At 65.3% G+C, this 26,156-nt stretch carries 23 protein-coding genes and 1 tRNA gene; 14 read left to right on the top strand and 10 right to left on the bottom strand.

Annotation, left to right across the window (positions count from 1 at the left end; all coding sequences use genetic code 11):
• Window positions 1–8: 8 nt before the first annotated feature.
• From GE073_RS22240 to GE073_RS22245, 3 genes are all read left to right on the top strand, one after another.
• Window positions 9–608, top strand: a complete 600-nt coding sequence (locus GE073_RS22240) for a TVP38/TMEM64 family protein (protein WP_028598553.1) — start codon at window positions 9–11, stop codon at window positions 606–608.
• A gap of 107 nt (window positions 609–715) precedes the next feature.
• Window positions 716–859: a hypothetical protein gene (locus GE073_RS25170; protein WP_228551716.1), complete on the top strand. Its 144-nt coding sequence runs from the start codon at window positions 716–718 to the stop codon at window positions 857–859.
• Window positions 860–885: 26 nt separating this feature from the next.
• Window positions 886–1,191 (top strand): hypothetical protein, encoded by a 306-nt coding sequence (locus GE073_RS22245; protein ID WP_028598552.1) that lies wholly within the window; start codon window positions 886–888, stop codon window positions 1,189–1,191.
• Between the two features lie 154 nt (window positions 1,192–1,345).
• On the opposite strand, the gene GE073_RS22250 is transcribed toward GE073_RS22245, so the two are convergent.
• Both GE073_RS22250 and GE073_RS22255 read right to left on the bottom strand, forming a co-directional pair.
• Complete coding sequence (locus tag GE073_RS22250) at window positions 1,346–2,413, bottom strand: FUSC family protein (protein ID WP_052333142.1); 1,068 nt, start codon at window positions 2,411–2,413, stop codon at window positions 1,346–1,348.
• 46 nt (window positions 2,414–2,459) lie between these two features.
• On the bottom strand, window positions 2,460–4,265 hold the full coding sequence (locus tag GE073_RS22255; RefSeq protein ID WP_194843452.1) for an ATP-binding protein: 1,806 nt from the start codon (window positions 4,263–4,265) through the stop codon (window positions 2,460–2,462).
• A gap of 313 nt (window positions 4,266–4,578) precedes the next feature.
• Here GE073_RS22255 and GE073_RS22260 point away from each other — a divergent pair, with 313 nt between their 5' ends.
• Entirely contained in the window at window positions 4,579–5,571 is a 993-nt protein-coding gene (locus tag GE073_RS22260) for an NUDIX hydrolase (RefSeq protein WP_153784400.1), read from the top strand.
• A 698-nt stretch (window positions 5,572–6,269) separates the two neighbouring features.
• On the top strand, window positions 6,270–7,547 hold the full coding sequence (locus GE073_RS22265; protein ID WP_153783040.1) for an IS110 family RNA-guided transposase: 1,278 nt from the start codon (window positions 6,270–6,272) through the stop codon (window positions 7,545–7,547).
• 792 nt (window positions 7,548–8,339) lie between these two features.
• Here GE073_RS22265 and GE073_RS22270 read toward each other — a convergent pair.
• Both GE073_RS22270 and GE073_RS22275 read right to left on the bottom strand, forming a co-directional pair.
• Window positions 8,340–9,233 carry a hypothetical protein gene (locus tag GE073_RS22270; protein WP_153784401.1) on the bottom strand — a complete coding sequence of 298 codons (894 nt, stop codon included), beginning with the start codon at window positions 9,231–9,233 and terminating at the stop codon, window positions 8,340–8,342.
• Between the two features lie 160 nt (window positions 9,234–9,393).
• Complete coding sequence (locus tag GE073_RS22275; RefSeq protein ID WP_101807668.1) at window positions 9,394–9,897, bottom strand: YfcE family phosphodiesterase; 504 nt, start codon at window positions 9,895–9,897, stop codon at window positions 9,394–9,396.
• Between the two features lie 264 nt (window positions 9,898–10,161).
• On the opposite strand from GE073_RS22275, the gene GE073_RS22280 reads away from it, so the two are divergent.
• The 3 genes from GE073_RS22280 to GE073_RS22290 all read left to right on the top strand — a co-directional run bounded on the left by GE073_RS22280 (window position 10,162) and on the right by GE073_RS22290 (window position 14,085).
• Window positions 10,162–11,463 carry an AAA family ATPase gene (locus GE073_RS22280; RefSeq protein ID WP_153784402.1) on the top strand — a complete coding sequence of 434 codons (1,302 nt, stop codon included), beginning with the start codon at window positions 10,162–10,164 and terminating at the stop codon, window positions 11,461–11,463.
• A 182-nt stretch (window positions 11,464–11,645) separates the two neighbouring features.
• Entirely contained in the window at window positions 11,646–13,391 is a 1,746-nt protein-coding gene (locus GE073_RS22285; protein WP_153784403.1) for a hypothetical protein, read from the top strand.
• A gap of 433 nt (window positions 13,392–13,824) precedes the next feature.
• A complete protein-coding gene (locus GE073_RS22290) occupies window positions 13,825–14,085 on the top strand; it encodes a hypothetical protein (protein WP_028599060.1) in 261 nt (86 codons plus the stop codon).
• Window positions 14,086–14,180: 95 nt separating this feature from the next.
• Here the strand turns inward: GE073_RS22290 and GE073_RS22295 are convergent.
• Window positions 14,181–14,256 (bottom strand) — tRNA-Thr (locus GE073_RS22295).
• A gap of 208 nt (window positions 14,257–14,464) precedes the next feature.
• On the opposite strand from GE073_RS22295, the gene GE073_RS22300 reads away from it, so the two are divergent.
• A complete protein-coding gene (locus tag GE073_RS22300; protein WP_194843453.1) occupies window positions 14,465–14,899 on the top strand; it encodes a universal stress protein in 435 nt (144 codons plus the stop codon).
• A gap of 126 nt (window positions 14,900–15,025) precedes the next feature.
• Here GE073_RS22300 and GE073_RS22305 read toward each other — a convergent pair whose 3' ends face one another.
• Window positions 15,026–16,423, bottom strand: coding sequence for an ATP-binding protein (locus tag GE073_RS22305; protein WP_153784405.1), 1,398 nt, complete (start codon window positions 16,421–16,423; stop codon window positions 15,026–15,028).
• Window positions 16,424–16,690: 267 nt separating this feature from the next.
• Here GE073_RS22305 and GE073_RS22310 point away from each other — a divergent pair, with 267 nt between their 5' ends.
• Window positions 16,691–16,909 carry a hypothetical protein gene (locus GE073_RS22310; RefSeq protein WP_028599057.1) on the top strand — a complete coding sequence of 73 codons (219 nt, stop codon included), beginning with the start codon at window positions 16,691–16,693 and terminating at the stop codon, window positions 16,907–16,909.
• A 101-nt stretch (window positions 16,910–17,010) separates the two neighbouring features.
• On the opposite strand, the gene GE073_RS22315 is transcribed toward GE073_RS22310, so the two are convergent.
• Complete coding sequence (locus GE073_RS22315; RefSeq protein WP_153784406.1) at window positions 17,011–18,489, bottom strand: HD-GYP domain-containing protein; 1,479 nt, start codon at window positions 18,487–18,489, stop codon at window positions 17,011–17,013.
• 138 nt (window positions 18,490–18,627) lie between these two features.
• Here GE073_RS22315 and GE073_RS22320 point away from each other — a divergent pair, with 138 nt between their 5' ends.
• A complete protein-coding gene (locus GE073_RS22320; protein WP_028599056.1) occupies window positions 18,628–19,512 on the top strand; it encodes an aldose epimerase family protein in 885 nt (294 codons plus the stop codon).
• 134 nt (window positions 19,513–19,646) lie between these two features.
• On the opposite strand, the gene GE073_RS22325 is transcribed toward GE073_RS22320, so the two are convergent.
• On the bottom strand, window positions 19,647–20,240 hold the full coding sequence (locus tag GE073_RS22325) for a GNAT family N-acetyltransferase (protein WP_028599055.1): 594 nt from the start codon (window positions 20,238–20,240) through the stop codon (window positions 19,647–19,649).
• Between the two features lie 109 nt (window positions 20,241–20,349).
• Between GE073_RS22325 and GE073_RS22330 the strand changes: the two genes are divergently transcribed.
• Window positions 20,350–21,219: an SDR family oxidoreductase gene (locus GE073_RS22330; RefSeq protein ID WP_028599054.1), complete on the top strand. Its 870-nt coding sequence runs from the start codon at window positions 20,350–20,352 to the stop codon at window positions 21,217–21,219.
• A gap of 259 nt (window positions 21,220–21,478) precedes the next feature.
• On the opposite strand, the gene GE073_RS22335 is transcribed toward GE073_RS22330, so the two are convergent.
• On the bottom strand, window positions 21,479–22,387 hold the full coding sequence (locus GE073_RS22335) for an NAD(P)/FAD-dependent oxidoreductase (protein WP_101807664.1): 909 nt from the start codon (window positions 22,385–22,387) through the stop codon (window positions 21,479–21,481).
• A 271-nt stretch (window positions 22,388–22,658) separates the two neighbouring features.
• On the bottom strand, window positions 22,659–23,576 hold the full coding sequence (locus GE073_RS22340; RefSeq protein ID WP_153784407.1) for a M15 family metallopeptidase: 918 nt from the start codon (window positions 23,574–23,576) through the stop codon (window positions 22,659–22,661).
• 219 nt (window positions 23,577–23,795) lie between these two features.
• Between GE073_RS22340 and GE073_RS22345 the strand changes: the two genes are divergently transcribed.
• Together GE073_RS22345 and GE073_RS22350 are read left to right on the top strand one after the other, a co-directional pair.
• The gene (locus tag GE073_RS22345) at window positions 23,796–24,641 is read left to right on the top strand and encodes an alpha/beta hydrolase family protein (RefSeq protein ID WP_153784408.1); all 846 of its coding nucleotides are present in this window, start codon (window positions 23,796–23,798) and stop codon (window positions 24,639–24,641) included.
• Window positions 24,642–24,759: 118 nt separating this feature from the next.
• On the top strand, window positions 24,760–26,061 hold the full coding sequence (locus tag GE073_RS22350) for a foldase protein PrsA (RefSeq protein ID WP_153784409.1): 1,302 nt from the start codon (window positions 24,760–24,762) through the stop codon (window positions 26,059–26,061).
• Window positions 26,062–26,156 lie beyond the last annotated feature (95 nt).

Genomic DNA, 26,156 nt, shown 5'->3' on the forward strand with positions numbered 1-26,156 from the left:
CTTTTTCCATGAACCACGTCCAGAAGTGGCTCAGCCAACTCAAAAACATGAACCTGCAGCAGCTCGAGCATACGCTGCAGCAGCTTTCCCACTACGGACCGCTGCCCGGCATCCTGCTGCCGTTCGCGGAAGCGTTCCTGCCGTTCCTGCCGCTGTTCGTCTTTATCGCGGCCAATGCCAACATCTACGGCCTCGGCCTCGGCTTCCTCTACTCGTGGATCGGCGTCAGCGCCGGTTCCATCTGCGTGTTCGCCATAGCCCGCTCGTTCGGCTCGGGCCTCGGCATGTGGCTGGAGCGGCGCTTCCCTCGCGCCGGCAAGTTTTTCGACTGGCTGGAGCGCCGCGGATTCACGCCGGTGTTCCTGCTCAGCTGCTTTCCCTTTTCCCCGTCGGTGCTGGTGAACATCGCCTCCGGCCTGAGCTCGCTGCCGCTGCGCACGTTCCTGCTCGCCGTGCTGCTCGGCAAAGCCGTCATGATCATGATCATCTCGCTGCTCAGCTTCAATATCGGCGAGCTCGCGCCTTGGCGCATCGCCGTGGCGGCCGTCGTCGTCGTTGCGATGTGGCTGGGCGGCAAGAAGCTCGAGATGCGCTACCTCGCCAAGTAGCGGCCGCCGTCCCGGCGCTGCCGAAAGTTGCCTGCTCCGCCCGCTTATAGGACAGCCCCTCCGGCGGCACACTGTTGAGGCAGTCCAATGCCGAGAGGAGAATGGCCATGTCAGGCGAGCAGCCGTCCGCCAAGCAGTTGTCCGCGCGCAAGGCGCAGTCGCAAGCCGACCGCTCCGGCCGCGGCAAAGCCCAGGCCAGCGAGCGTCAGTCCGACGCCGACGCCGCGGCAGTCAAGAAGCACGGCGTCTAGCCGGCCCGGAACAGGAGGAAAGCTTGATGAGCAGGAACGAGGACAACCCCGTCCACAACGAAATGGAACCGGTCTCGGGCGAGCATGTCGAGGTCGACGGCGTCTACACGAACCAATGGGGACGCGAGGAGAAGCTGCAGCGCGGAGACGTCTTTCCGGCCGACCCGATGTGGGGCTCGACGGAATGGAAGCTGACCGAGCTTGAATTCAGCAACCATCACGCGGGCCACACCGACCCGCGCGAGATTCCGCATGACGGCGCGAACGATCCGGAGAACCATCTCCAGCATCCGCGCCGCCATAAGCACAAAGAGCATCGCGGCGACGAGTAGGCCCGGCGCCCGCTTGGGCCCGCTCTCGCCATACGTCAAAAAAGGCGCGTTCCGTCTATACGGAATGCGCCTTTTTGGCGGCTGCACAGCCGGAAGCATCCGGGCGGCATGTCCGCAGCGAGGCTTCGCGGCTAGCCGAAGCTCCGCCCGCCGCTTAATCCTTGCCGCGCAGCGGGAAGATCTGCCAGCGGCTCGAGGCGCCTTCCGCCTCGCGCGTCTGCACCTGCTCGATCACTTTTTCGAGGCGACGCAGATGGTAGCCGTACTCGAACAGCGCCGAGGCGACAAAGACGAGCCGGCGATGCTCCTCCGGATTGTCCCGCAGGTAGTCCGTCAGCTGGCGGGCCAGGCTCGAGCCGGTAATCGACTCCGCCTGGCTGAACGAGCCGGGCTTGACCTTGTTGTCGAGCTTGAGCAGCAGGAATTCGTGGTACTTGGTCAGCTCCTCGATCTGGGCGTCCATCCGTCCGGCCCAGGCTTCGGCGCCCGGCGCGGAGAAATAATGCTCCTCGACGACCTCGAGCAGATCGGCGCCTTTGTTCACGACGCGGATCAGCTGCCTCGCCAGCAGCAGCTGGCGGGCCCTCTCCGCCCGGCTCGACGCGCGGAAGCTGCGCTCGTCCTCGAGCACCTTGAAGCGCTCCTCGAGGCGGCCGATCGTGCCTTGAAGCTTGTCTTTCTCCGCGTTGTACACCTGCTCCCTCATCTCGTCGGAGATCGACGTGCGCAGCAGCAGCGACAGCTGGGCGTAGCTCTGATGCACGAGATCGTGGAACTGGCGGCGCGGACTCGGCGGAAAGATGAGCACGTTGACAGCGAACGCCGCCCCCATGCCCGTCAGCACCTGCAGGAAGCGCTCCACGGCGAACATCCAGCCGGTGGAGTTGGCCTCCATCACGGCCACGACGGTGACGAGCGTCAGGCCAACGGTCGCCTCCATCTTGAGCTTGATGCTGATGAGGATGACGGCGATGCAGACGATGCCGACGGTGATCGGCGAGTTGCCGATGAGCTGCACCGCGCCAAGCGCGATCGCCGCGCCGAGCAGGTTCGTCTGGAACTGGTCGCTGACCTGCTGCCACGAGCGGAAGATCGACGGCTGCAGGGTGAAGATGGCCGATACGGCCGATAAAATCGGATTGACGAAGCCGAACAGGCCGCTCAAATAAATGGCCAGCGCCACGGCCATGCCCGTCTTGAGGACGCGGGCGCCTATCGTCATGGTGCGGGGCCTCCTTTGGATTCGCGCAAAATAGCGGACAGCCGCCTCAGCCGGCCGAGGCGGGAGCCTCGGGCTCCCGGAACGAGCTGCGCGCGTTGTGGCTGCGGCAGGGCAGCCGGATCTCGAACGTCGTGCCGATGCCGAGCTCGCTGGAGACGCGGATCCGTCCTTTATGATTGTCCACAATTTTATAGGATACCATAAGACCGAGTCCAGTGCCCTTGTCCTTGGTCGTATAGAACGGCTGCCCCATCTTGGCGAGCTGCTCCTCGTCGATGCCGGGTCCGCGGTCGATGACGGAAATGACGGCCTCTCCGTCCTCCCGGCGCAGGCCGATGCCGATCTCGCCGCCGTCCTGCATGACCTCGATCGCGTTTTTCAGCACGTTGATGAACACCTGCTTCACTTGCGAATCGACGCCGTAGATCCAAAGCGGATTGTCGCCGTAGTCCGCCTTGATCTCGATGCCGTACAGCGCCGCCTGCGACTCCAGCAGCAGCACCGTGTCGAGCATCATGACGCGGACGTCGGCGAAGTCCATCTCGTACACCTGAGGCTTGGACAGCATGAGCAGCTCGCTGACGATCGTCTCGATCCGGCTCAGCTCCGACTTCATGATGTCGAAATAACCGGCAGAGGAAGAGCGGCCGCTCGCCATCAGCTGCAGGAAGCCTTTGAGCGAGGTGAGCGGATTGCGGATCTCGTGGGCGATGCCGGCCGCGAGCTGGCCCGCGACGTACAGCTTCTCGGAGTTGATGAGCAGCTCCTCGTTCTTCTTGCGCTCCGAGATGTCGCGGATGATGACGACGACGATCGGCTTGCCGACGAAGGTCGATTCCGAAAGGATGACTTCCGTGCTGATGAGCCGTCCCTTGACGGTTACCCAATCGAGCTCGATCGGAGGGCTTTCCCCTCGTCTCCTCTCCTTGCCGCTGCGGCGCAAGGTCGGCCGCAGGTAGGCGCTCATGCGCTCGTGATGGCCGGAGTAAAGAAATTCGTAGACCGATCGGCCGACCATCTCCGACTCGTTCTGGATCTCGAACATGCGCCGGCCCGAGCGGTTGATGAATTCCCAATTGGAGCCGCTGATGACGGCGATCGTGTCGATCGAGTTCTCGACGATGAGCCGGTACCGCTCGTTGATGAGGCCGTAGCGGCGGTCGGCCACCCATGCGATGATGCTGAAGGCGAAAATGACGATCGCGGCCAGCACGAGCAGCAGGCCCATGAGCATGACGTAATCGTCCAGCCGGTAGTCCGGCGGGGACATCGTTCTCGATACGGTCGTCCCGGCGAGGGACAGCACATGAAGGGCAAGCGTGCCGCATGCCAGCAGCAGGCTGCACAGCGGGCGGAATTTTCCGCCGTATTTGGCGTGGAGATGGAAGGCTGCGACGGTCGCGCTCAAGAAGCACAGCGCTCCGACACAGATGTAGATGGGATCGACGCGGAAATGGCCGAGGCGGTGGGTCAGCAGGCCCATGAGATGCAGCAGCAGCACCCCGGCCGTCAGGATGGACGACGCCGTCAGCTGGCGCAGGATGGAGGCGGGATGGCCGCCTCGCAGCAGGAAGGACAGCGCGAACAGCGCGCTGATCGTCGTGACGATCAGCGGCAGGACCGTCAGCGCGCCGACGGTCATGACGTAATCATAGGCGAGCATGCCGACAAAGTGCATCGACCAGACGCCGAGCGCGAACACGGCCGCAGCTCCGGTGAGCCAGAACAAGCGGCCGGGCCGAGTGCGCTGAAGCCCCCCTGTCATGCTCAGCATCGTGTACGAGGAGAACGTCGTGATGATAAAAGCGAGCAGGAGGTAAATCAGATGGTCGATCGTCAGGTATGGTTTCATGTAAATGGGTCCTCCCCCATTCATCTCTCTTTCTGCCGGAGCTCTTTTTCGCAGCCAGGAACGGGCGCGCGCCTCCTTGACGGAGATCGGTTCGAGGAGCCGGTCCTGCTGCGGCTTTCCACCCAATTCGACGGCAGGAAAGAAAATCCTTTTCATGCCGGATGGGAGGCGCTTTCAGAAACCGCTTCCGCGATTTCGGCGCGCTTACAGCCGGAGCGGGCTGGAATTTCGCGCCCGGCTCGCGTACACTAGGGCGTGTTTGCGGGATTGCCGGCACGTCGATCTAGGGCTATGAGAAAAGGAGCGGATCCGGATGGAAGAACAATTCGACATCTACGACGAAAGCTGGATGCCGGTCGGCACCGCTTCGCGCCGGGACGTGCATCGCCTCGGCCTGCGGCATCGCAGCTTTCACTGCTGGGTGTACCGCATCGGCTCCGGCGAGCCGAAGGTGCTGTTTCAAAAGCGGCAGCTCGGCAAGGACACGTATCCGGGCTTCCTGGACATCTCGGCGGCCGGCCATCTGGCGGCGGGCGAGACGGTGCGGGAGGCCGTGCGCGAGCTGGAGGAGGAGCTCGGCATCGCCGCGGCGTTCGAGGAGCTCGCCTATCTCGGCTGGAGCGAGGCCAGGGCGATCGGCAGCGCGGGCGGCGAGCCGTTCATCGACCATGAGCGGAGCGAGGAGTACGCCCTCCGCTGCGAGCGGCGTCCGCTGTCGCTGCGGCTGCAGCCGGAGGAGGTGCTCGGCGTCTACGAGGCGCCGCTGCGCGGCATGATCCGGCTGTTCGAAGGCGAGCTCAGCGAGCTGAGGGCGGAAGGCGCCGAGCTGGCGGGCGGCGGTAGTGCGGGCGGCGAGGGCGACCGGAGGAGTGCCGTTGGCGGAGGCGGCGAGGATGCGGACGGCGGCAGGAGTGCCGTTGGCGGGGGCGGCGAGGATGCGGACGGCGGCAGGAGTGCCGGAGGCGGGGGCGGCGAGGATGCGGACGGCGGCAGGAGTGCCGGAGGCGGGGGCGGCGAGGATGCGGACGGCGGCAGGAGTGCCGGAGGCGGTGGTGGCGGGAGTGCTGGCGATGGGAATGCGGGCGACGGGAATGCGGGCGACGGTTGGAGTGCCGAAGGCAGGGACGCCGGGAGTGCAAAATGCGGCAAGGACGGCGGCGACGCGAATGCGGGCGACGGAGCGCCAGCGCTGGTAGCGGCGAGCCTCGCTGTACGGGCGGAGCACTTCGTCCCACGGCACGACGGCTATTACGCCGGGTTGTTCCGGCGGCTGCTCCAACTGGCGGAGGCCGGCGGCAAAGCCTAGGCAAAACAAGCCGAATGCAATTCAAGGCACATTTGTGCCTTGGTTGACGCGGACTCCGCCCATTCGGCCGATCCAAGGCACATTTGTGCCTTGGTTGACGCGGACTCCGCCCATTCGGCCGATCCAAGGCACATTTGTGCCTTGGTTCCCGCGGACTCCGCCCATTCGGCCAATCCAAGGCACATTTGTGCCTTGGTTCCCGCGGACTCCGCCCATTCGGCCGATCCAAGGCACATTTGTGCCTTGGTTGACGTGGACTCCGCCCATTCGGCAAATCCAAGGCACATTTGTGCCTTGGTTCCCGCGGACTGCGCCAATTCGGCCGATCCAAGGCACATTTGTGCCTTGGTTCCCGCGGACTCCGCCCATTCGGCAAATCCAAGGTACATTTGTGCCTTGGTTCCCGCGGACTCCGCCCATTCGGCCAATCCAAGGCACATTTGTGCCTTGGTTCCCGCGGACTCCGCCCATTCGGCAAATCCAAGGCACATTTGTGCCTTGGTTCCCGCGGACTCCGCCCATTCGGCCGATCCAAGGCACATTTGTGCCTTGGTTGATGCGGACTCCGCCCATTCGGCAAATCCAAACATTCCTGTATAAGCTAAGAAATGAGCTTGGACACAAAAAGGAACGCTCCTATAAGATGAGGTTGCGACGGGTCAGAGCCCTAATAACTCATCTAAAGGAGACGTTCCACTATGAAGTTTACTCGAAAGCACTCGGTTGATCAACGTTTGGATCAAATGACCGAAAAGCATGTTATCGTCGGCATTGACATCGCGAAGGACAAGCATGCCGCCCGGATGACCAATTTCCGTGGTCGGACCTTGACACCACGCCATTACGCTTTCACCAATGACGCCCACGGATTCGAGCAGCTGCTGCAATGGTTGAATCAAGCAATGCAGAAGCACTGCCTCTCCACCGCAATCGTCGGCATGGAGCCCACGGGACACTACTGGTTCAATCTGGCTCATTGGCTGCTGGAGCGCGGAATCAAGGTCGTTCTGGTCAATCCCGCCCTCACCCGTCGGCACAAGGAAGACCGCGACAACAGTCCCGCCAAGAACGACCCGAAAGATGCGCTCGTCATCGCGGATGTCGTAACACGAGGGTACTACACCGAGTATACGCCGCAGGACGAGAGGTTTGGTCGGTTGAAAAGCGCCGTTCTTCATCGTGACATGCTGGTTCGGAATCAGACGCAGACGGGAAACCGGATCGTGCGCTGGATCGACCTGTACTTTCCTGAATACTCGACGGTGTTCAAGAACTGGGACGGCGTGCGTTCTCTAGCTACGCTCAAGTCGCTCCAGCTGCCGAAAGAACTTCGCCGATGGAGCGTGGACGATTTCATCCGGCATTGGGGCGAGCAAGGCTTGCAGCGGCCTGGGGGCGTCAGCGGGCGAAAACGGGCAGCAGAGCTGATTCAAGCGGCCTCTGGCAGCATTGGCGACTGTCGAGCGCCGGAGGAGGCCATCTTGACGCTGAGCCACTTGCTGGAGATGTACGAGCTGGGCAAGCGCCAGATCGAAGCCGTCGACCAGCGTCTGGAAGAGCTGCTGCGCGACCTGCCGCAGGCCGAGCAGCTGGCCAGTCTGGGCAGCGGCATGGGACCAACGGTTCAAGCAGCCCTACTTGGGCTCGCGGGCGACTTGAGCTCCTACCGCCACGGCAATCAGCTGTTGAACCGCGCTGGTCTTAGTTTGGCGACGCAACGTTCCGGCACGTACAAGGGACAAGTCAAGCTGACCAAACGAGGCGACAGCCTACTGCGAAAAGTCCTGTTTCTAGCCGTGCTCTGTCTGGTGAAAGACCATCCGGAATTCAAAACCTGCCATGAACGAAACCAGGCTCAAGGAATGGCCAGAAAGAAATCCATTATTTGTCTGATCGGCAAACTGGCTCGAATGCTCGTCGCAATGGCAAATAAAGGGGAACGATACCGCCCCAACCTAGAGTCGAACGCAGCCTAGTCGAACCAGCAGGCGAGCTCCTCCACACGCCACACCATTGTCATTTACGAATGCTGACCCGTTCGCGGGATTTTACACGGAAACGCACCGAGAGAACCGAGTTTTTTATGCAATAGGGCCCAGACCCGTTATCCAAAACGAATCGGCCTCCACGCTTTGGCCAGGTGAAACGAAGGAATGTGAGGGCATAGACCCGTAGAGATCTGGGAGGGTGAACCGCCAAAGGACAAGTGGAAGAGGGTGCGACAAAACCGCTCCTGCCGAGGTTCGTGATTCACGGACTTCTGTTCCCGCCTGCCCTAAAAGCGGCCCACAACCGTCTCTCGGTCCATCTTCTTCGGTTTCAAGCCTACCGTCTCGAAAGAGAATCGTGTGAAATCCTGCGAACGAGTGAGCATTCGTGAGAAAACCTCTTAATTATGAGGGAGGCACATTTGTGCCTTGGTTCCCGCGGACTCCGCCCATTCGGCCGATCCAAGGCACATTTGTGCCTTGGTTGACGCGGACTCCGCCCATTCGGCCAATCCAAGGCACATTTGTGCCTTGGTTCCCGCGGACTCCGCCCATTCGGCCAATCCAAGGCACATTTGTGCCTTGGTTCCCGCGGACTCCGCCCATTCGGCCGATCCATCCGCAACATAAAGAAGCCAAACGGAACGAAAGACGAGCAAGCTCGCCTTCCTTCCGTTTGGCTTCTGCCGCATTGGCGCCGGACCGGCGCGGCACGCCAGCCCGCTGCGCGCGGCGCGGCGGCCGCAGCGCCGCGCAGCTGCCGCCGCCGGCACCTCTCCTTCAACGCCGGCGGCCGCGGCGCTTCGGCTTCAGCGCGCCGGAGCGCCCGGCGCGCGCGGATTTGCGCGCCGAGCCCGGCGCCGCCTTGCGGGCGGAGCCCCGCGCCGGCCGCCGAGCGCCGCCCTTCGCGGCCTTGCGCGCGCCGCCCGCCGCCGCCTTGCGCGAGCGGCCGCCGGCCGGCTTCTCCGGCACGGCGTTCACGCTGCCGCTCGGGCCGGCCGCCGCAGCGGCCGCTCCGCCGGCGCCGGCAGGGAGCGGGAACGCCGCCCCCAGCCCCGGCACAGGGCCGCCGAAGCCGGATAGCCCCGGCCGGCCGCCGAACGGGCCGATGCCGGGAAAGCCTCCGGGAAATCCGCCCGGAAAGCCACCGGGGGCGCCTCCCGGAAACGGCGCTCCCCCGCCCCCGCCCCAGGGCGGCTGCGTCTGGCCGCCGCCCTGGAGCCTTTCCCAATTGGAGTACCAGTTGTCGATCATGCCATGGATGTTGTAGAAATACGTCGAGCGGGGAGCGGTGTCGAGATCCTGCAGCAGCGGCTCGTTCAGCACGTCGGAGCCGGCGTCGTGCATGCAGGCATGGAGCCGCTCGATGAAGCGGCCCAGATCGTCGGCCGTCGCGAACGATTGCGGCTGCTGCAGAATTCTGCGTTCCGCGTTCTGGTCGTAGCAACGGCTCATGCGGATGCCTTGCGGCACGGACGTCCAAGGCTGGACGAGGCTCATGTCGTAGCCCTGGGATTGATACCAGCTCAGCACCTTGCGGATGTACTGGCGGTGGAAGTTCAGGAAGCGGTCGCCCCAGCCGATCGGGGGATTGTCGTTGTCGCTGACATGGTTGGCATGGTGCCAGCGCAGATGCTCCTCGAGCAGGTCGTTCGGAAAATTCGGAATGATCATTGGAAATCCTCCCATGAGGCGGGTCTGCATGCCCGGCGTCTTTCCCTAGGATATGACGCGGCGGGCGGGCATGTGCCTGCCCGCCCGCCTCTCCCCAGCTCCCTCTCCTCCGATATTCCGCTCGACTCCTCGCCTGCTTTACGCCCGTCGGCCTCTCCGCTCAGCTCCGATCGTCGTAATATACATGCTCCGCGCGCAGCCGTCCGCCCTCGATGTCGAGCAGGCCGAACGAATAGCGCGGCTGGCGGCGCTTCTGCAGCGGCGAGCCCGGATTGAACAGCAGCGACGGGCCGTGCTGCTTGCGGTACGGCGTATGCGAGTGGCCGAAAAGAATCAGGTCGGGCCGCTCCTCCTCGAAGCTGGAAAGCGCCTTTTGCTCCGTCCAGCGCCCCCAGCCGATGTCGCCGTGCACGATGCCGATCCGGCAGCCGCCCAGCTCCAGCAGCCGCTTGCGGCCGAAGCGCCGCGCCAGCTCCGGTCCGTCGTTGTTGCCGGCGACGCCGTCCACCGGCGCGATCCGCTCCAGCAGCGAGACCGCCCGCTCATGCGTCCAGTCTCCCGCGTGCAGGATCAGCTCGACTCCCTGCAGGCCCCGCACGAGCTCATCCGGCAGCTTTGCCGCTGCCCCGCTCAGATGCGTGTCGGACACGAGTCCGATTCTCATGCGGCTTCCCCCTCCGTGCCGGCTCCAGGCCGGCGTAATTGATGCTTCCTCCAGCTTATCACATCGGCGATCGTCCATGAACCGGCAGCTGCGGCGCCGCGCCCATTGTGCGGACCGGGCGGCGACGGCAGCGCGCGGATCAAGCGCTTCGCGGCGGCGCCGCTCCCCTTCCCCCGGCCCATTCGTGCGGAGCCCGGCGGTTTGGTACAATGGAAGCACCGCATATGCGCGGAAACATCGCCGTGAAGGAGGCCTTCCGCCGCCATGACCTCAACGATCGCCTTGACCAACAAGCTGCGCGAAGCGATGCACCATCTGGAGAACCGCTTCCAGGAACGCGAGGAGCTGATCCGCGTCCTGCTGCTGGCCATGATGAGCGGCGAAAGCCTGCTGCTCGTCGGGCCTCCCGGCTCCGCCAAATCGCAGCTCGCCCGCGCCGCCGCCGCGCTGCTCGGCACGAGCCGCAGCTTCGACTACCTGCTGACCCGCTTCACCTCGCCGGACGAGCTGTTCGGCCCCGTGTCGCTCCAGCAGCTCAAGCAGGACCGCTACATCCGCCAGACGCGGGGATACCTGCCGGACGCGGAGGTCGCCTTCCTCGACGAGATCTTCAAGGCGAGCAGCGCCATCCTGAACTCCCTGCTCACGCTGCTCAACGAGCGCCGCTTCCACAACGGCGCGGAGGCGCAGCCGGTGCCGCTGCTGACGCTGATCGCCGCCTCCAACGAGCTGCCCGAGGAGCAGGAAGGGCTGGCCGCGCTGTACGACCGCTTCCTGTTCCGCTACGAGACGCGCTACCTGCAGCAGATCGCGAGCTTCGAGCGCATGTTCCAGGCTCCCGACAGCCCACCGCCGGCGCTGCTCGATCCCGCCGTGCTGAAGCAGGTGCAGGAGCGCGCCCGCGAGGCGCGCCTGCCGGAGCCGGTGCTCGTCCTGCTGTTCCGGCTCAAGACGCTGCTCGAGGAAAAGGAATACGTGCTCTCCGACCGCCGCTGGCGCCGCATCGGCCGCACCTGGCAGGTCAGCGCGGCGATCCACGGCCGCGACGAGGTCAGCGTCTGGGATACGGTGCTGACGCCGCATCTGCTGTGGGACTTTCCCGAGGACCTGGAGGAGCTGCGCGGCCTGTTCGCGGAAGCCTGGCAGGAGCTGCTCGCCAAGGAGCTGGAAAAGGAGCTGCCGCTCCCGTCCTACCGCGAGACGCTGCGCCGCTGGCTGGACAAGGAGGACGAGCTGAGCGGCTTCCAGTTCCGCAAGGAGGTCGGCGGCTCGCTCGGCGCGGGCCAGTCGGAGCGGCTCAAGGGCCAGCTGGACGAAGCCCGCGCCGAGCTCGAGGACGCCGCCCGCTCGCTGCAGGGCCGGCTGACCGCTTGGCAGGAGCGGGAGAAGCAGCTCCCCGAATGGATCGCCGCGCAGTCGGTGTTCGTCCTCCATGCGGACGAATACGCCGTCCGCTTTACGCGGCTGCGCATCCAGGGCGAGAAGCTGCTGCAGCAGGTGCAGGGCCTTTACCGCAGCCTGTTCGACAAGGACATCCCGGGCATCGCCTACGACTATACGCTGTAGCGCGTGGGCCCGCGCTGCAGCGCGCCATGCCGGCCCGCCTGCCCGACCGCCCGACCGCTCGTGTACCGACCGCCCGTCTGCCCGACCGCCCGTGTACCGACCGTCCGCGTGCGCGACCGAACGCCGGTCCGCCTGCCGCCTGCCCGACCGCCCGACCGTCCGACCGACAAGGAGGAATCCGCATGCTCATCCGCTGCGCGCGCGTCGACCGCTACCAGTTCGACGGCTTCGTCCGCTCCTCCCGCACCGCGCGCGAGTGGATGCGGGAAGCCGAGCGGCAGGTGCCGTGGTTCGACCTGGAGCTGTTCGCCGACTTCTTCATGAGCTTCTACCTGCCCGATCCCGCCTTCGAGCATCCGGCCGGCGGCGATCCGTTCCATCGCTGGATGCTGGCCGCCCTGCGCCGCCAGCACTACTACCGCGAGATCCATCCGCGCACCGTGCACGAGGTCAACGCTTCGTTCAAGACCGCGCTCAAGGCGCTCATGTGGCTGACGGAATCGTATGAGGAGGAAGCCCGCAAGCGCGAGCGCGAAAAACGGCCGATCGCCGGCGCCGGCCCGCAGGAAAAGGGCTCCGGGGGCGAGGAGGCGTCCGGAGAGCTGCGCGAGCGGCTGACGGACAAGCAGCTGCAGCAGCTGCAGCTCGTCGGCTATCGGCTGCAGCAGGGCAAAACCGCCGCCGAGGACAAGCAGCGCACGTTGGACGCGCGGCCGCTCGACCTCGAGGAGCTGGCCGCGCTGCGCCGCCGCGTCGAGGAGCTGCGCGAGGCGATGCGCACCGACTTCGTGCGCCGCGACAAGCATCGCGCCAAGCTCGCCAAGGCCGAGCAGGAGCTCGGCCAGCAGGAGCGGCGGCTCGCGCGCGTCACCGCCCGGGAGGCGGCGGCGATGCAGCGGCTCGAGGACGAGCTCGGCGGCTGGCTGGCCGATTCGCTGCGCGGCTCGCTGAGCCGCGAGGAGGCGGACAGCGGCGGCATCCATGCGCTGCTGCAGGCGAGCCAGCGGCTGGCGAACCGGCGCTGGGGCAGCGAGCTCGGCCGGCTCCGCCGCCAGACGTACGAGCAGTACGCCCTGTGGGTCGAGCGGCTGCGCGGCCACAAGGAGCTGCTCGCCTTCCTCGAAGAGGTCGGACGCCAGCTGCATGCGTTCAAGGCCGCGCGCAAGCAGGCCGCGTCCCGCCGCGCTCCCGAGGCGCGCGGCGGCCTCGAGCTGTCGGGCGACATCGCCCGCATGCTGCCGTCCGAAGCGAGCCTGCTCGCCGACCCCGACTACGAGCCGTACTTCCTCATGCGCTGGCTCGACCGCAAGCTGCTCACCTACGCGCCCGAGGGACGCGAGGAGGAGCCGCAGCGCGGACCGGTCATCTGCATGGTCGACACCTCCCACTCGATGCGCGGGGCCAAGCTCCGGCTCGCGCAGGCGTTCACGGCGGCGTTCGCCGCCTTCACGCTCGGCGAGCGGCGCGACTTCACGCTGCTGCTGTTCGGCGCCAAGGGCGAGGTGCTGGAGCATCGCCTGCATCATCAGCGCCCCGACTGGGATAAATTCTACGAGCTCTCGCGGCTCGCCTACGGCGGCGGCACGAACTTCGACGCGCCGATCGCGCGCGGCATCGAGCTCGTGCAAGGCGCGCGCGGCTTCGCCGCCGCCGACTTCGTCCTGCTCACCGACGGCGTCGGCGAGGTGACGCCCCCGTACCGCGAGCGGCTGGCGACGCTGGCCCAGCGCAGAGGCGTCCGCCTCCATACGCTGATCCTCGGCTCGCCGCGCCAGCATCTGGCCCGGCCGTACGACATCGCCGGCGTCTCTCACCGGATCCGCTTCGCCGCCGCCTGGGAAGGCGCCGATCCTGCGGCAGCGGGCCTGCTGCTGGACGTATTCGCTCCCGAGCGGCGTGCGCCCGAGCCTGCCGCGCGCCGCCGCTAGCGGCAGGCGCAGCAAAAAGGAGCGCGTCCCGGCCGGGCCGGTACGCGCTCCTGAACAATTCGGGAAACAGAGGTCGTGCAGGATGGGCTGGCGCCGCCCCTCGGCAGCGATTCGGAAAAGCCTCCGCTCTCAGCCGAAATGCACGACCAGCCAGGCGACGCAAGCGGCCCAAAAAGGCAGCGCCAGCGCCAAGCCGTTGAGCAGGCCGATCCACAGCTGTCCTTCTCTCCGTATCATGGCGCATCTCTCCTTCGGTTCATGGCTTCCTGCTGTCAGTATGGCCGGGAACGCGCCCGATCAGACCTGGCAGCAGCAACTTGCTCGACCGGTTTAGCGTCAATACCCGATTAAGCGCTTCCAAAAACGCGGCCTTCAGCCGGCGTTCCGGAAGAGAGCCAGCCTTGAACTACTCTATGCCAAGGAGGAACCCGCTATGCAATGCCGAAACGGATGCGCCGCATGCTGCATCGCCGCCTCCATCTCCTCGCCGATTCCCGGCCTGCCGCAGGGCAAGCCGGCCGGCATGCCCTGTCCGCAGCTGCTGCCTGATCTGCGCTGCGCCCTCTTCGGCCGGCCGGAGCGGCCCGCCGTCTGCTCGGAGCTGCTGCCCGAGCCGGAGATGTGCGGAGACAGCCGCGAGCACGCGCTCGGCTATCTTGAGCGGCTGGAGCGGGCGACCGCGCCGAAGAGCTGAGGCTCGTTTCCAGACAAAATAAAAAAACGCCGCTCCCGGTACAGGCCGAAAGCAACGTTTTTGCGAAGGGAATGAATCCTTGCATGTAAAGTGAATGGTGCTGATGAAGGGATTCGAACCCCCGACCTACGCATTACGAATGCGTTGCTCTACCAGCTGAGCTACATCAGCAAGCTATTTTCATGTCGTCCGCCTCGCGCTTGTCCAATCCTTTTCGTCAGCGGCGACTTTTATAGAATACCGAATCACGCGAATAATGTCAAGCGCTTGTCGAATGTTTGCCGCCCCTGAAAATGTGACGGTTTTTTGTCCGAGATTGATGGCCATCCTGTTGGGGTAAAAAGAAAAAGAAAGACTATCTGATCGGAGGCGTATGGCAATGCCCTATTCCAAAATCTTGGTTGGTTACGACGGTTCGGAGCAATCGGTGCGAGCGCTGCGCTCGGCGATCGAGCTGGCCTCCACCTTCAAGGCGATGCTCGAGGTCGTCCATGCGTACAATGCGGCGCCGGTCATCATCGGCGAGGCGGTAGCCGCGTCGCCGCCGGCAGGCGCGGAATCGATGCGGCTCGAAGCCGAGACCGTCGCGGCCGAGGCGCGGACGATCATCGCCTCCGCGACCGATATGCCGATTGAAGTGATGATTACCGACGGCGATCCCGGCAAACGGGTCGTCGGACTCGCGAAGGAGCGCGGCGCCGACCTGATCGTCGTCGGCAGCCACGGCAAAGGCGGCTTCAAGGAGCTGTTCACCGGAAGCGTCAGCCATTATGTGACGCAGCATGCCCCGGTGCCGGTGCTGGTCGTGAAATAAACCCGCTTCAAAAAACGCAACAGGCGCGGCAAGAGGCCGCCTCCGTCTCTCGGAGGCGGCCTCTTGCCGCGCCTGCGTCCACGGAGGACGAGGCGGATCGAAGCGTTCGGCGCGGCCAATCGGAATCTAGTTCATGCGGACCGGCAGCACGAGCGAGAAGCGGCTCCCTCCGCCTGCGCGGCTTTCCAGCTCCAGCCGCCCTCCGAGCAGCTCCGCCAGCTGCAGGCTGATGGACAGCCCCAGCCCGGTTCCGCCATAAGTGCGGGTGACGGCGCCGTCCGCCTGGCGGAACGCCTCGAAGATCAGCTCATGCTTGTCCGGCTCGATGCCGATGCCGCTGTCCACGACGTCGAACCGCAGCCAAGGCGTCCGATCGGCCGCCGGCTCCGCGCGCACCGCCAAGGCGACTCCGCCCGCATCGGTGAACTTGATCGCGTTGGCCAGCAGATTGCGCAGAATCTGGCGGATCCGGAGCGGATCGGTCAGCAGCAGCTCCGGAGCCTCCGGGTCGACCTCGACGTCGAAGCGGAGCCCCTTGCGCCGCGCCTGCGGCTCGAACTGCAGCTGCAGCGACTGCATCAGCTCCAGCGTCGACAGCGGCTCGATCTGGATCGACAGCTTGCCGGCCTCCACCCGGGACAGATCGAGGATATCCTCGATCTGCTGCAGCAGCTCCCGGCCGGCCGCATGGATCATCGCGCCATGCCTCCGCTCTTCTACGGTCCGCCGCTCGTCCTCGTTGTCGCCGATCAGCTCCGACAGCAGCAGGATGCTGTTGAGCGGCGTCTTGAGCTCATGCGACATATTGGCCAAAAACTCCGATTTGTACTTGGACGCGAGCTTGAGCTGGACTGCCTGCTCCTCGAGCTCGTGCTTGGCCGCTTGCAGCTCCTCAGTCTGCAGGCGGAGCGTGTCGTTCTTGACGCCGAGCTCCTTCATCCGCTCCTGCTCCTTGCTGAAATCGCGGATCATATAGACGAAAAATCCGCTCAGCAGGACCGAAAGCGGGAACGTCAGCGGGAAGAAGCGGCTCCAGTAGACCTCGAACGGAATGACGCCAAACAATGAAATGTTGATGCCGTTCAGCAGATTGATGCCTAGAATCGTGATCGTCGCCCGGACCGGGTAGGAAAGGCGCCGCTTGCGGAACCAGACGTTGGCCAGCGCGCCTGCGATGCCGAGGATGAGCATGTTGCCGACGCCGGCCCAGGCGGCGGGAGCGATGCCGAACAGCAGCCGGCCCGCGCCGATGCCGGCGCCGATCAGTCCGACCGCCCAAGGCGAGCGGAACGCAAGCACGGCCAGAAGCAGCGGAACCTGCCTCAGGTCGAACCGCACCTCGTCGCTCAGCTGCAGCCCGAACAGCATCGTCAGGATGCCGGATGCGACGAAGACGAGCGCCGCGGCCGCCTGCTGCGCGGCCGGACGGATGCGATGGAAGAACAGCTTGTACCCGAGATTGAACAGATAGGCGATAGTGACGAGCAGGCTGATATTCGTGAAGAATACTTTGAGAAACGCCACCTTGGCCTCCTGGGTAACCGTAATACCGCTATTCTACAGGATTGGCCGGCATTGCAACACTCCGATCGTCCGCTCGCCGCCGGACCGGGCTTTTTCCTAGCGATAGACCTCAATTTTCCGCGTAATTTGTCGAAGAAATAGGCAAGAAGACTCATAACGAACGGCTGCAAGCTGAAAAATGTCCCGAATCTTTCATATTCTTTTAATCCGTTTAATGTAGAATAAGAGAAAAGAAGAACTATTTTCCCAAGGGGGTGCATCGCCGATATGATGAAGTCCATCACCTACAAGAACCGATCCGTTCCCGTCTTCTACCCCCCGGGACAAGAAGAAGCGGTTCGGCTGCTGCCCGACAAGCTCAAGGAATACGAGCTCAATTTCGATTTCCGCAAGCGCTGGAAGCGGATCGCCTCCGTCGAGATGAGCCGCGACGTGGCGATTTTCCAATACAATGACGGAACGAAGCTGTACCTGGAGGTCGGCTGAGCCGGCGCCTCAGCCCATCCGTCCCCAATCGAAAAAGCTGCGCTCCGTCGTCGGAGCGCAGCTTTTTTTGTAGAGAAGATCAGGGGCGCGTCTCTACCCATTCAGGCGAGGGGAGGAACGGAGCCGGGAACCGCACGGCTGCGGCCGAGCAGGGGCCGCTGGTCCTCCTCCGTCATGCGGGCGAAAAACTCCGGCTCCTCCTCCGCCAGCTCCAGCCATGCGGCGACGCAGGCCGGATCGAAGTGGCGTCCGGACTCGGCGCCGATGAACGCCAGCGCCTGCTCCGGCGTCATCGCCCGCCGGTACGCCCGCTGCGAGGTGAGCGCGTCGTACACGTCGGCGACCGCCGCGATGCGCGCCGTCAGCGGAATCTGCTCGGCCTCCAGCCGGTCGGGATACCCGGTGCCGTCCCAGCGCTCGTGATGAGAGCGGACAACGGCCAGCTCCTGCCGCATGAAGCCGAGGTTGCGGCAGAGCTCGTAGCCCCGCACCGGATGCAGCTCGACGACCTGCCGCTCCTCCGGAGAGAGCGCGGCCGGCTTGTTCAGGATCGCTTCCGGCACGTACAGCTTGCCGACGTCGTGCACGATCGCTCCTTGACCGATCGCCAGCAGCTGCTCGGGGGCCAGGTCCAGCTTTTCCGCGAGCTTGAGCGCGTACAGCGCGACGCGGTAGTTGTGTCCGGCCGTATAGCCGTCCTTTTGCTCCGTCGCCTCGATCAGGTCCTCGACGCTCGGAGAGATGCACTTCTGCAGCCACTCCTGCGGCGTCGATCGGTACAGCGCTCGCAGCGCGGCGCTCAGCGAGCCGCGGCTGCCAGCCAGCTGCCGGCCGAGCCCCCAGGCGACCGAGACGAGCGAGAGCAGCAGCAGCACATGGTAGAGCCACCAGCTGAGCCGCCAAGGCTCTCCCGACACCATGACGACTTGCCCGGCAGCGAGCAAGCCGCAGCCGTACAGGATGCCGAGCTGCAGCGGCATGCGGGCGCTGCGGTAGTTCCGGGCGTAGCTCCAGGCGGCGTGGGCGAGCAGCGCCAGCACCAGTCCGGTCAGCGCGGGCCGAGAGCCTTGCAGGTCGAGCGCCCAGTCGTGCATCGTATGCGGGCCCTGGAGCGAGAAGACGAGAAAAGCGAGCAGCAGCAGCGTATACGCCGGCGCGAGCCAGCGGGAAGCGTTGCCCAGCCGCAGCACCATCCGTCTGGCGGCGGGCAGCGACGACAGCCAGATCCAGCCTGCGGCGGCCAGGATGCCGAGCTGGCTGGACACGCCTTGAACGCTGTTGTGGTCCATCAGGAACCCCGGCGTCGCCAGCCCGTGCAGCATGAGCAGCCCCGTCATCGAAACGTAGGCGAGCGACAGGAACGCGATGCCGAAATTCCGCAGCCGCATCCCGGCATAGCCGAGGGCAGCGGCAAGCAGCAGCGCCAAGAAGGAGACGCCGCTGACAATATAGAAATGAATAATGGGAGCATGCAGGCGCGGGTCGAATCCTCCGCTCTCCCGAAGGGCAAGGAACATCCCGAGAGGCAGCAGGAAGGAAACGAGGGCGACCGACATCATCCGGACGGCAGGACGGCGCATACGTCGGGGTTCACCTCGCGAGCCCTTTCGGGCTGATTGGAGTAGCGATCCGTTAGGTTTTAGGCAAAACCGCCATTACCGCTAGCATACCGCAATCTGGAAACTTTTCAAGTCATCGAAACAAGGAGCTGAACTCGAGTGTCATCCCGTCATCAAGCGAGAATGTATAAAGAAGCCTATGAAATGGTCGAGCTGTCGGAGGCTTCCACCCGCTCGCGGGTGCTGCTCTGTCCCGAGCGCGGGGGCATTGCCCTGGAATGCCGGCTGAACGGCTACGAGCTGTTCTATTTGGACGAAGCCACCTTCCTCGATCCGTCCGCCAACATCCGGGGAGGCAACCCGGTGCTGTTCCCGATCAGCGGCCCGGTCGCCGGCGGCGAATACGAGTGGGAAGGGAAGCCCTATGCGATGAAGCAGCATGGCGTCGCGCGGACCGAGGCGTGGCAGGTCGCGGAGACGTCCGAGGACGGCGCCGCCTCCGCGACGCTGGTGCTGCGCAGCAGCGAGCGGACGCGCGCGGCGTTCCCGTTCGACTTCGAGCTGCGGTTCGCCTATGCGCTCAAGGACGGCGAGCTGACGATCCGCCAGCAGTACCGGAACCTTTCGGACCGCGCCATGCCGATGTATCCGGGCTTCCACCCGTACTTCGCCACCTCGGCCAAGGACATCCCGTTCGCGACCGACGCGACCCGCTACCTCGACTACAACGACGGCCAGGTCAAGCCGTACGAAGGCCGCCTCGACCTCGGTCTGATGCAGGAATCGGCCGCGCTGCTCGACGCTAGGCGGCCGGAGATCTCCTTCCCGCTCGACAGCGGCATCACCGTGACGCTCGCCTACAGCGAGGCGTTCAAGTACGTCGTGCTGTGGAGCGTGCCGGGCAAGCCGTTCGTCTGCGTCGAGCCGTGGATGGCGCTGTCCGGCGAGCTCGATCGCCGCGAGGAGCTCGTGCAGGTGCCGCCCGGCGGCGAGATCGAGGCGGTGCTGACGCTGCGCGCTTCGCATGCTCCGGGGCAGGGCTGACGACGTGCCTGGCCTTCTTTTTCCTCTCGATCAGGGGGAAAAGGAGGCTTTTTCTGCTTGTTCGAGCCGGCCGACAGCGCTGCGATTTTCATCCGCTGCTGCTTGACGCTGCGATGGCCTTCAAGCGGAGCGGATTACCGGCTCGGCCGCCGCTCCTGCGCCTCGGGCAGCGCCTGCTCGAACAGGCAGAAGCCGTTCGGGCTCGTCCCGAGCCGCGAGTAGCCGGCGGACGCGTACAGCGCCTCCAGCTTCGGATTGCCGGCGATGCAGTCGAGGCGGATCGCCTTTTTGCCGGGATGGACCGCCTGTTCCCGCGCCCAGCGCAGGATCGCCCGTCCAAGCCCGCTGCCGGCATAAGCTCTCGCGACCGCCAGCCGGTGCAGGTAGACATAAGGCTCATGCCCCTGCTCGCCCCACAGCTCGCGGTCCCAAGCGCCCGGCTGCCGCAGCAGCAGCACGAGGCCGGCGGGCCGGCCCTTCTCCCGTCCGGGACCGTCCATCCCGTCGCGGAAAAGGATGGCTTCTCCGCGGCGGACGGCCTCGTCCAGGCCGTGGCTGTCCTCTCCATCCAGCAGTCCGGACCATTGCCTGGATCCGTTGCCGCGCAGCCAGCGCGCGATGCCGACGAGCAGCTCCGACGCCTCGGCGGCCGTGTCCGGCGTCACGATCTCGGCCGCGAAGCCTGCTGCCGCCTCCGGCTCGATCATTTCGATCGCTTGCGTATTCATGCGGTTTCCTCCTTGCCTTTCCGCCGGCCCGGAGCTCGATCTTTCGGTTGATCCGGGCGGCATCGGGGTACATTTATCCTATCCCACTATACCCCCAAGGAGGTATCCCATGTCCAGCCCAACCGAAACCGTGAAGACGTTCCCCCCGCAGCATCAGGACAAGCAGCCCGGCATCGAGTCGGAGATGAATCCGCTCCCCGTCTACGCGGCGCCCGATTATCGCGGGTCCGGCAAGCTCGAAGGCAAAAAGGCGCTCATCACCGGCGGCGACAGCGGCATCGGGCGCGCGGCGGCGATCGCCTTCGCCAAGGAAGGCGCCGACGTCGCGATCGTCTACCTGAGCGAGGATGCGGACGCGGAGCAGACGAAAAAGGAAATCGAGGCGGCCGGCCGCTCCTGCCTGCTGCTGGCGGGCGATATCGGCGACGAGGCGTTCGCCAAGGAAGCGGTGAGCAGGACCGTCGAGGCGCTCGGCGGCCTGGACGTGCTCGTGAACAACGCGGCGGAGCAGCATCCGCAGCCGAAGTTCGAGGACATTACGGCCGAGCAGCTGGAAAAGACGTTCCGCACGAACATCTTCTCGATGTTCCATCTGACCAAGGCGGCGCTCCCCCATCTGAAGCCGGGCAGCTCCATCGTCAACACCGCCTCCGTCACCGCCTACGAGGGCAACCCGCAGCTGATCGACTACTCGTCCACCAAGGGCGCGATCGTCAGCTTCACGCGCGCGCTGTCCAACCATCTCGTGGAGCGCGGCATCCGCGTCAACGGCGTCGCGCCGGGACCGATCTGGACGCCGCTCATCCCGTCGACGTTCGACGAGCAGCATGTGTCCGAGTTCGGCGGCGACACGCCGATGAAGCGCGCCGGCCAGCCGCATGAGCTCGCCCCGGCCTATGTGTACCTGGCCAGCAGCGACTCGTCGTACGTGTCGGGCCAGATGATCCACATCAACGGCGGACAGGTGCTGAACGGGTAGAAAAAGGAAAAGAGGCTGTCTCCCGAGCGTTCTCGGCGAGACAGCCTTTTTATTGAGCCGCCCCAGTGCCGGGCGGCGGCGCTTCCTAGTGCCAAGATCGGCACGACGGAGAGCCGCCACGGGCTGCGGCGTTTCCTAAATGGCCAATAAGGAGAGCCATCCGCTGCTGCAGCGCTTCCTAGTGCAAAAAATTGCCACTACGGAGGAGCCATCCCGCAGCTCGGGCGCTTCCTAGTGCCCGCGCGGCGAGCGGCGTCCGTCACGCCGGGCCGAAGTCCGCTTCGGCCAAGTCGCCGCCGATGGAGAAAGCCGCGCGGTTGCCGCTCGCGGCGGCGCCGACGACCTGCGACGGCGACATGCCGGCGGTATCGCCCGCGGCGTAGACGCCCGGCACGCTCGTGCGGCCGAAGCCGTCGACGAGCAGCACGCCATGCGCGTCATGCGCGCAGCCGAGCATCGCGCCGAGCGGCGTGCCGAGCATCGCGTCCGGCGTGACGAAGCCGCCGCTGCGCGCGATCCGGCTGCCGTCCGCGAAGCGCACGGCATGCAGCTTGCCGCCGCTCCCTTCGAGAGCGGCGATCGGCGCGCGGGCGACGCGCGCCCCGCGCGCCTCCAGCGCCTGCTGCTGCTGCGGACTGAGCTGTCCGCGGCCGTGCGTGCAGACGAGCAGATCGCGCGACCAGACGAGCAATTGCTTCGCCTGTTGAAAAAGATTCCCGCCCGTCGAAATCGCCACCAGCGACGCATCCCGCAGCTCCCATCCGTCGCAGTACGGGCAGTTGAAGAGCGATGTCCCGTAAAGCTCGCGCAGGCCCGGAATGTCGGGCAGCTGCTCCTTGAGCCCGGCCGCCAGCAGCACGGTCCGCGCCTCGAAGCCGCCGCCCCCTTCCAGATGCACCCGGAACCTGCCCGCCCGGCCCTCGATCGCCGCGACCTTGCCCGAGCGCAGCCGGATGCCCGGATAGGCCGCCAGCTCCTCCCGGGCCAGCCGCCGCAGCTCTCCGGGCGGAACGCCGTCCCTCGTCGGATAGCCGTGCCCCGCTGCCGTGACCGCATTGCGCGGACGGGCGTCATCGACGACGAGCGCCGAGCGGCGGGCCCTGCCCAGCACGAGCGCCGCCGCCAAGCCCGCCGGGCCGCCGCCGATGATGGCGCAATCGATGACCATCCGCTCCACCTCCCCCGCTTGCTCTCCTTTCGTATCGTATGTAGGACGGGACAGGTGTAGAAGCGGAGCCCTGCCGAACGTCCCGTAGTCGGGCGCGCCTTGGCACGCAGGCGGGGCGCGCCTTGGCATGCAGGCGGGCACGCCTTGGCACGCAGGCGGGTATGCGATGGCACGCAGGCGGGCGCGCCTTGGCATGCAGGACGCGTCGGCCGCATCCCAAAGCCGCCCCGGTCGATGGGATCGACCGGGGCGGCTCCATGTTCATTTGCGGTCAGTTGCCGCCCGAGACCGGAACCGCTCCGCCGTAATGCTCCTCCAGCGTGTCGCCGCTCTCGGCGAGCTTCGCGGCGAGCTCGACGCCGACGTAGCGGATATGCCAAGGCTCGTACTTGTAGCCCGTAATGTCTTCCTTGCCTTCCGGATAACGAATGATGAAGCCGTAGTCGGTCGCGTGCTCGGCCAGCCACTCGGCCTCCGGCGTGCCGGCAAAGCAGCTTTCGGCCGCGCATTTGCCGTCGATGCCGGACATGTCGATCGCCAGTCCCGTCTGATGCTCGCTATGTCCCGGACGCGCGCTGTACTTGTCGGCCGCCGCGACGCCGTCCTTTTTCACATAGCCCTCGTACAGCGTTTTTTGCCGGGATTCGGAACGGTAGCCCGACACGCCGGCGAGCTTGATGCCGTCCTTCGCCGCGCCGGCGACGAGCTGCTCGAGCGCCTCCGCCGCTTCCTTGCGGAGCTTGCGCTTGTCGATCTTCTCCGAGAACGTGAACGGGATGTCGGGATAGACGAGATCCTTCGGCGCGTACCCTTCCGGCAGCCGGAACTGCTTGTTGACGAGCGCCGCGGCGGCAGAGGCGTTTGCCGTCACCTCGATAGCTTCGTAGAAGCCACCCGAGGAGCCGCCCTTCGCCCCCGCCGGACTGGCGGACGGCTTCGAGCTCGGCTTGGCGGACGGCGAGGACGACGGCTTTGCAGTCGGCGAGGACGACGGCGAAGGCGTCAAGCTCGGCGATGGGGAAGCGGAGCTCCCGCCTCCTCCCGCAGACGCCGGCGGCGACGCGGTCGCCGAAGCGCCCGGCGAAGCATCGGGTTCCGGCGCGGCGGCGCCGGAGCAGGCAGACAAGGTCAACGCCGCCGCCAGCAGCAGGGCGGACGCGGCAGGCATTCGATTGCGTTTGCTGTTCATGATGGTTCCATCTCCTTGAAGGGACGCTCGGCGTCCTTTTCTATATGCTGCAAGCGGATAAGTTCAGCTTCCGTTATACCACACAGACGGCGAAACGCGAAGAATGGTTTCAGACGCCCTGAACTTGCCAATCCGCGGCTCAACTTGCGATTGAACTGCCGGGCACGGAAGTTTATGCTTAGATTTGGAAAAGCTATGAAGTGAAAGGAGCACGACCGCATGGAAACCAAAGCGCCCCGCAAAGCCCCTTTCGAGCTGAGGCTGGGCGACGGCGGCACGATCCGCGGCGAGGTCCGCTTCGTTCCGGGCGGCGGGCGCAAGCCCGTCGTGCTGATCGCCCACGGCTTCAAGGGCTTCAAGGACTGGGGCTTCCTGCCCTATGCCGCCGAGCGGATCGCGGAGGCCGGCTTTTATGCCGTCACCTTCAATTTCTCCCGGAACGGCGTGAGCGGCGGCGAGGCATTCGACGAGCTGAACAAGTTCGCCCTCAATACGTACAGCCGCGAGCAGAGCGATCTGGAGCGGATCGTGGCCGCGCTGGCCGGCCGCGAGCTGCCGCATCCGGAGCAGGCCGACGCCAAGCGGATCGGCATCTGCGGCCATAGCCGGGGCGGCGGCAACGCGATCGTTTTCGCCTCCGAGCATCCGATCGTGCGCGCGGCCGTCACCTGGAACGGCATCGCCCGGGCGAACCTGTTCGATGCGGAGTTCGAGGCGGCGGCGCGCAGGGACGGCGAGGCGTTCGTGCCGAACGCCCGCACCGGCCAGCAGATGCCGATCGGCAAGGGGTTTTTCGAGGATCTCGACCGCAGCGGGGAGCGCTTCGACATCCCCGCCCGCCTCGCCTCGCTGCGCGCCCCCGTCCTCCTCATCCAGGGCGACGCGGACAGCTCGCGGCTGATCGAGGGGTTCGGCCGGCTGAAGGAAGCCGCTCCGCGGCAGCCTTCCCTGCTGCTCGAAGGGGCAAGCCACACGTTCGGGGCGTCGCACCCGTTCGCCGGCGCGACGCCGGAGCTGAATGCGGCGCTGGACGCCTCGGTCCGTTTTCTCCAGGAGAAGATGTGACGAGCGGATCCGCATTTCATGTTCCGTTAAGGTAAGCGTTCCCTGGATTTGATATGATGCGGGGAGCGAACGATCCGGGACAAGTCCCGTCCACACACAGAAGGGAGTCAATTTTCGAATGGCAGAGAACAAGAAAGATCCGCTTGACGCGAACGGCAACGACCATCTGACGCCGGAGGATACGGCGACGCGCGAAGGCGCGGACTTCGCCGGCGATTCCGGCAGCGAGCGCCGCGAGGAGACGATCCAGGCCGAGGAGGAGGTCGAGGAGCGCCGCACCGATGATGCCCTCCGCCGGGCCGAGTACGACGCGGAGGTCCACACCGCCGATCCGGAGCGCGCGTTCGGCTCGCTGCCGGTGGCTCCGGTCGCGGGAGCGGCCGATCTGCCGCTCGACAACGACGGCGTCCACGGCGACGGCGACGGCGGCCGTCCGAAGCGCTCGGGCGCGGCGACCGGATGGATGATCGCTTCCCTCGTGCTGGCGGTCGGCCTGATCATCGCGCTTGTCAGCCTCTTTTCGAATAGAGGCGGCGAGGCCGTCGCGACGGTCAACGGCGAGAAGATCACGAAGGACGAGCTGTACGACATGCTCGCTCCGACCTACGGCAAGTCCGCGCTCGACCAGCTCGTCACGATGAAGCTCGTCGACCAGGAAGCCGACAATAAAAGCGTCGCGGTTACCGAAGAAGAAGAAAACGCCGAGCTGGAGGACATCAAGAAGAACTTCACCTCCGAGGCGGAATTCGAGAACGCGCTGGCGCAGTCCGGCATGTCGCTGGACGACCTGAAGAAGCAGATGCTCATGCAGGTGCAGATGCGCAAGCTGCTCGCCGACCAGGTGAAGGTGTCGGACGAGGATATCAAGAAGAACTATGAAGAGAACAAGGAAAGCTTCGCTACGCCGGAGCAGGTGCAGGCGTCCCACATCCTCGTCGCGACCAAGGAAGAAGCGGATGCGATCGAGAAGCAGCTTAAGAACGGCGGCGACTTCGCGGCGATCGCCAAGGAGAAGTCCACCGATACAGGCAGCGCGGCCAACGGCGGCGACCTCGGCTTCTTCGGCAAGGGCTCGATGGTGCCGGAGTTCGAGGAAGCGGCCTTCGGCATGAAGGTCGGCGAGATCAGCGCTCCGATCAAGTCCGATTACGGCTACCACATCATCAAGCTGGTGGACCGCAAGGAAGCGACGACCCCGACGCTCGAGGACAAAAAAGAAGAGATCCGGAAGACGCTGGAGAACCAGCAGCTGAGCACGCTGTCCCAGACACTCATCACCGATCTGCGCGCCAAGGCGACGATCACGAACACGCTCGACCCTTCGCAGAACACGAACGGCAGCGCGGAGAAGAACGGATCGAGCGAAAACGCTCCGGCGGAGAATGCTCCGGCAGAGAATGCCGCAAGCAACTCGAAGTAAAGTGAAAAGCTCTTGCCCCGGTCCGAAGGACCGGAGGGCAAGAGCTTTTTTTGTGCTTCGCTCGGGTCGAGCGGCAGTCGGGCTTCTGCAACCCG

The organism is Paenibacillus sp. B01, from assembly GCF_009649995.1.
GTDB classification, from domain to species: domain Bacteria; phylum Bacillota; class Bacilli; order Paenibacillales; family Paenibacillaceae; genus Paenibacillus_O; species Paenibacillus_O pasadenensis.

Coding starts and splice junctions, on each gene's coding strand:
- GE073_RS22240 (WP_028598553.1), top strand. CDS start 9: ATGAACCACGTCCAGAAGTGGCTCAGCCAACTCAAAAACATGAACCTG.
- GE073_RS25170 (WP_228551716.1), top strand. CDS start 716: ATGTCAGGCGAGCAGCCGTCCGCCAAGCAGTTGTCCGCGCGCAAGGCG.
- GE073_RS22245 (WP_028598552.1), top strand. CDS start 886: ATGAGCAGGAACGAGGACAACCCCGTCCACAACGAAATGGAACCGGTC.
- GE073_RS22250 (WP_052333142.1), bottom strand. CDS start 2,413: ATGACGATAGGCGCCCGCGTCCTCAAGACGGGCATGGCCGTGGCGCTG.
- GE073_RS22255 (WP_194843452.1), bottom strand. CDS start 4,265: ATGAAACCATACCTGACGATCGACCATCTGATTTACCTCCTGCTCGCT.
- GE073_RS22260 (WP_153784400.1), top strand. CDS start 4,579: ATGGAAGAACAATTCGACATCTACGACGAAAGCTGGATGCCGGTCGGC.
- GE073_RS22265 (WP_153783040.1), top strand. CDS start 6,270: ATGAAGTTTACTCGAAAGCACTCGGTTGATCAACGTTTGGATCAAATG.
- GE073_RS22270 (WP_153784401.1), bottom strand. CDS start 9,233: ATGATCATTCCGAATTTTCCGAACGACCTGCTCGAGGAGCATCTGCGC.
- GE073_RS22275 (WP_101807668.1), bottom strand. CDS start 9,897: ATGAGAATCGGACTCGTGTCCGACACGCATCTGAGCGGGGCAGCGGCA.
- GE073_RS22280 (WP_153784402.1), top strand. CDS start 10,162: ATGACCTCAACGATCGCCTTGACCAACAAGCTGCGCGAAGCGATGCAC.
- GE073_RS22285 (WP_153784403.1), top strand. CDS start 11,646: ATGCTCATCCGCTGCGCGCGCGTCGACCGCTACCAGTTCGACGGCTTC.
- GE073_RS22290 (WP_028599060.1), top strand. CDS start 13,825: ATGCAATGCCGAAACGGATGCGCCGCATGCTGCATCGCCGCCTCCATC.
- GE073_RS22300 (WP_194843453.1), top strand. CDS start 14,465: ATGCCCTATTCCAAAATCTTGGTTGGTTACGACGGTTCGGAGCAATCG.
- GE073_RS22310 (WP_028599057.1), top strand. CDS start 16,691: ATGATGAAGTCCATCACCTACAAGAACCGATCCGTTCCCGTCTTCTAC.
- GE073_RS22315 (WP_153784406.1), bottom strand. CDS start 18,489: ATGCGCCGTCCTGCCGTCCGGATGATGTCGGTCGCCCTCGTTTCCTTC.
- GE073_RS22325 (WP_028599055.1), bottom strand. CDS start 20,240: ATGAATACGCAAGCGATCGAAATGATCGAGCCGGAGGCGGCAGCAGGC.
- GE073_RS22330 (WP_028599054.1), top strand. CDS start 20,350: ATGTCCAGCCCAACCGAAACCGTGAAGACGTTCCCCCCGCAGCATCAG.
- GE073_RS22335 (WP_101807664.1), bottom strand. CDS start 22,387: ATGGTCATCGATTGCGCCATCATCGGCGGCGGCCCGGCGGGCTTGGCG.
- GE073_RS22340 (WP_153784407.1), bottom strand. CDS start 23,576: ATGAACAGCAAACGCAATCGAATGCCTGCCGCGTCCGCCCTGCTGCTG.
- GE073_RS22345 (WP_153784408.1), top strand. CDS start 23,796: ATGGAAACCAAAGCGCCCCGCAAAGCCCCTTTCGAGCTGAGGCTGGGC.
- GE073_RS22350 (WP_153784409.1), top strand. CDS start 24,760: ATGGCAGAGAACAAGAAAGATCCGCTTGACGCGAACGGCAACGACCAT.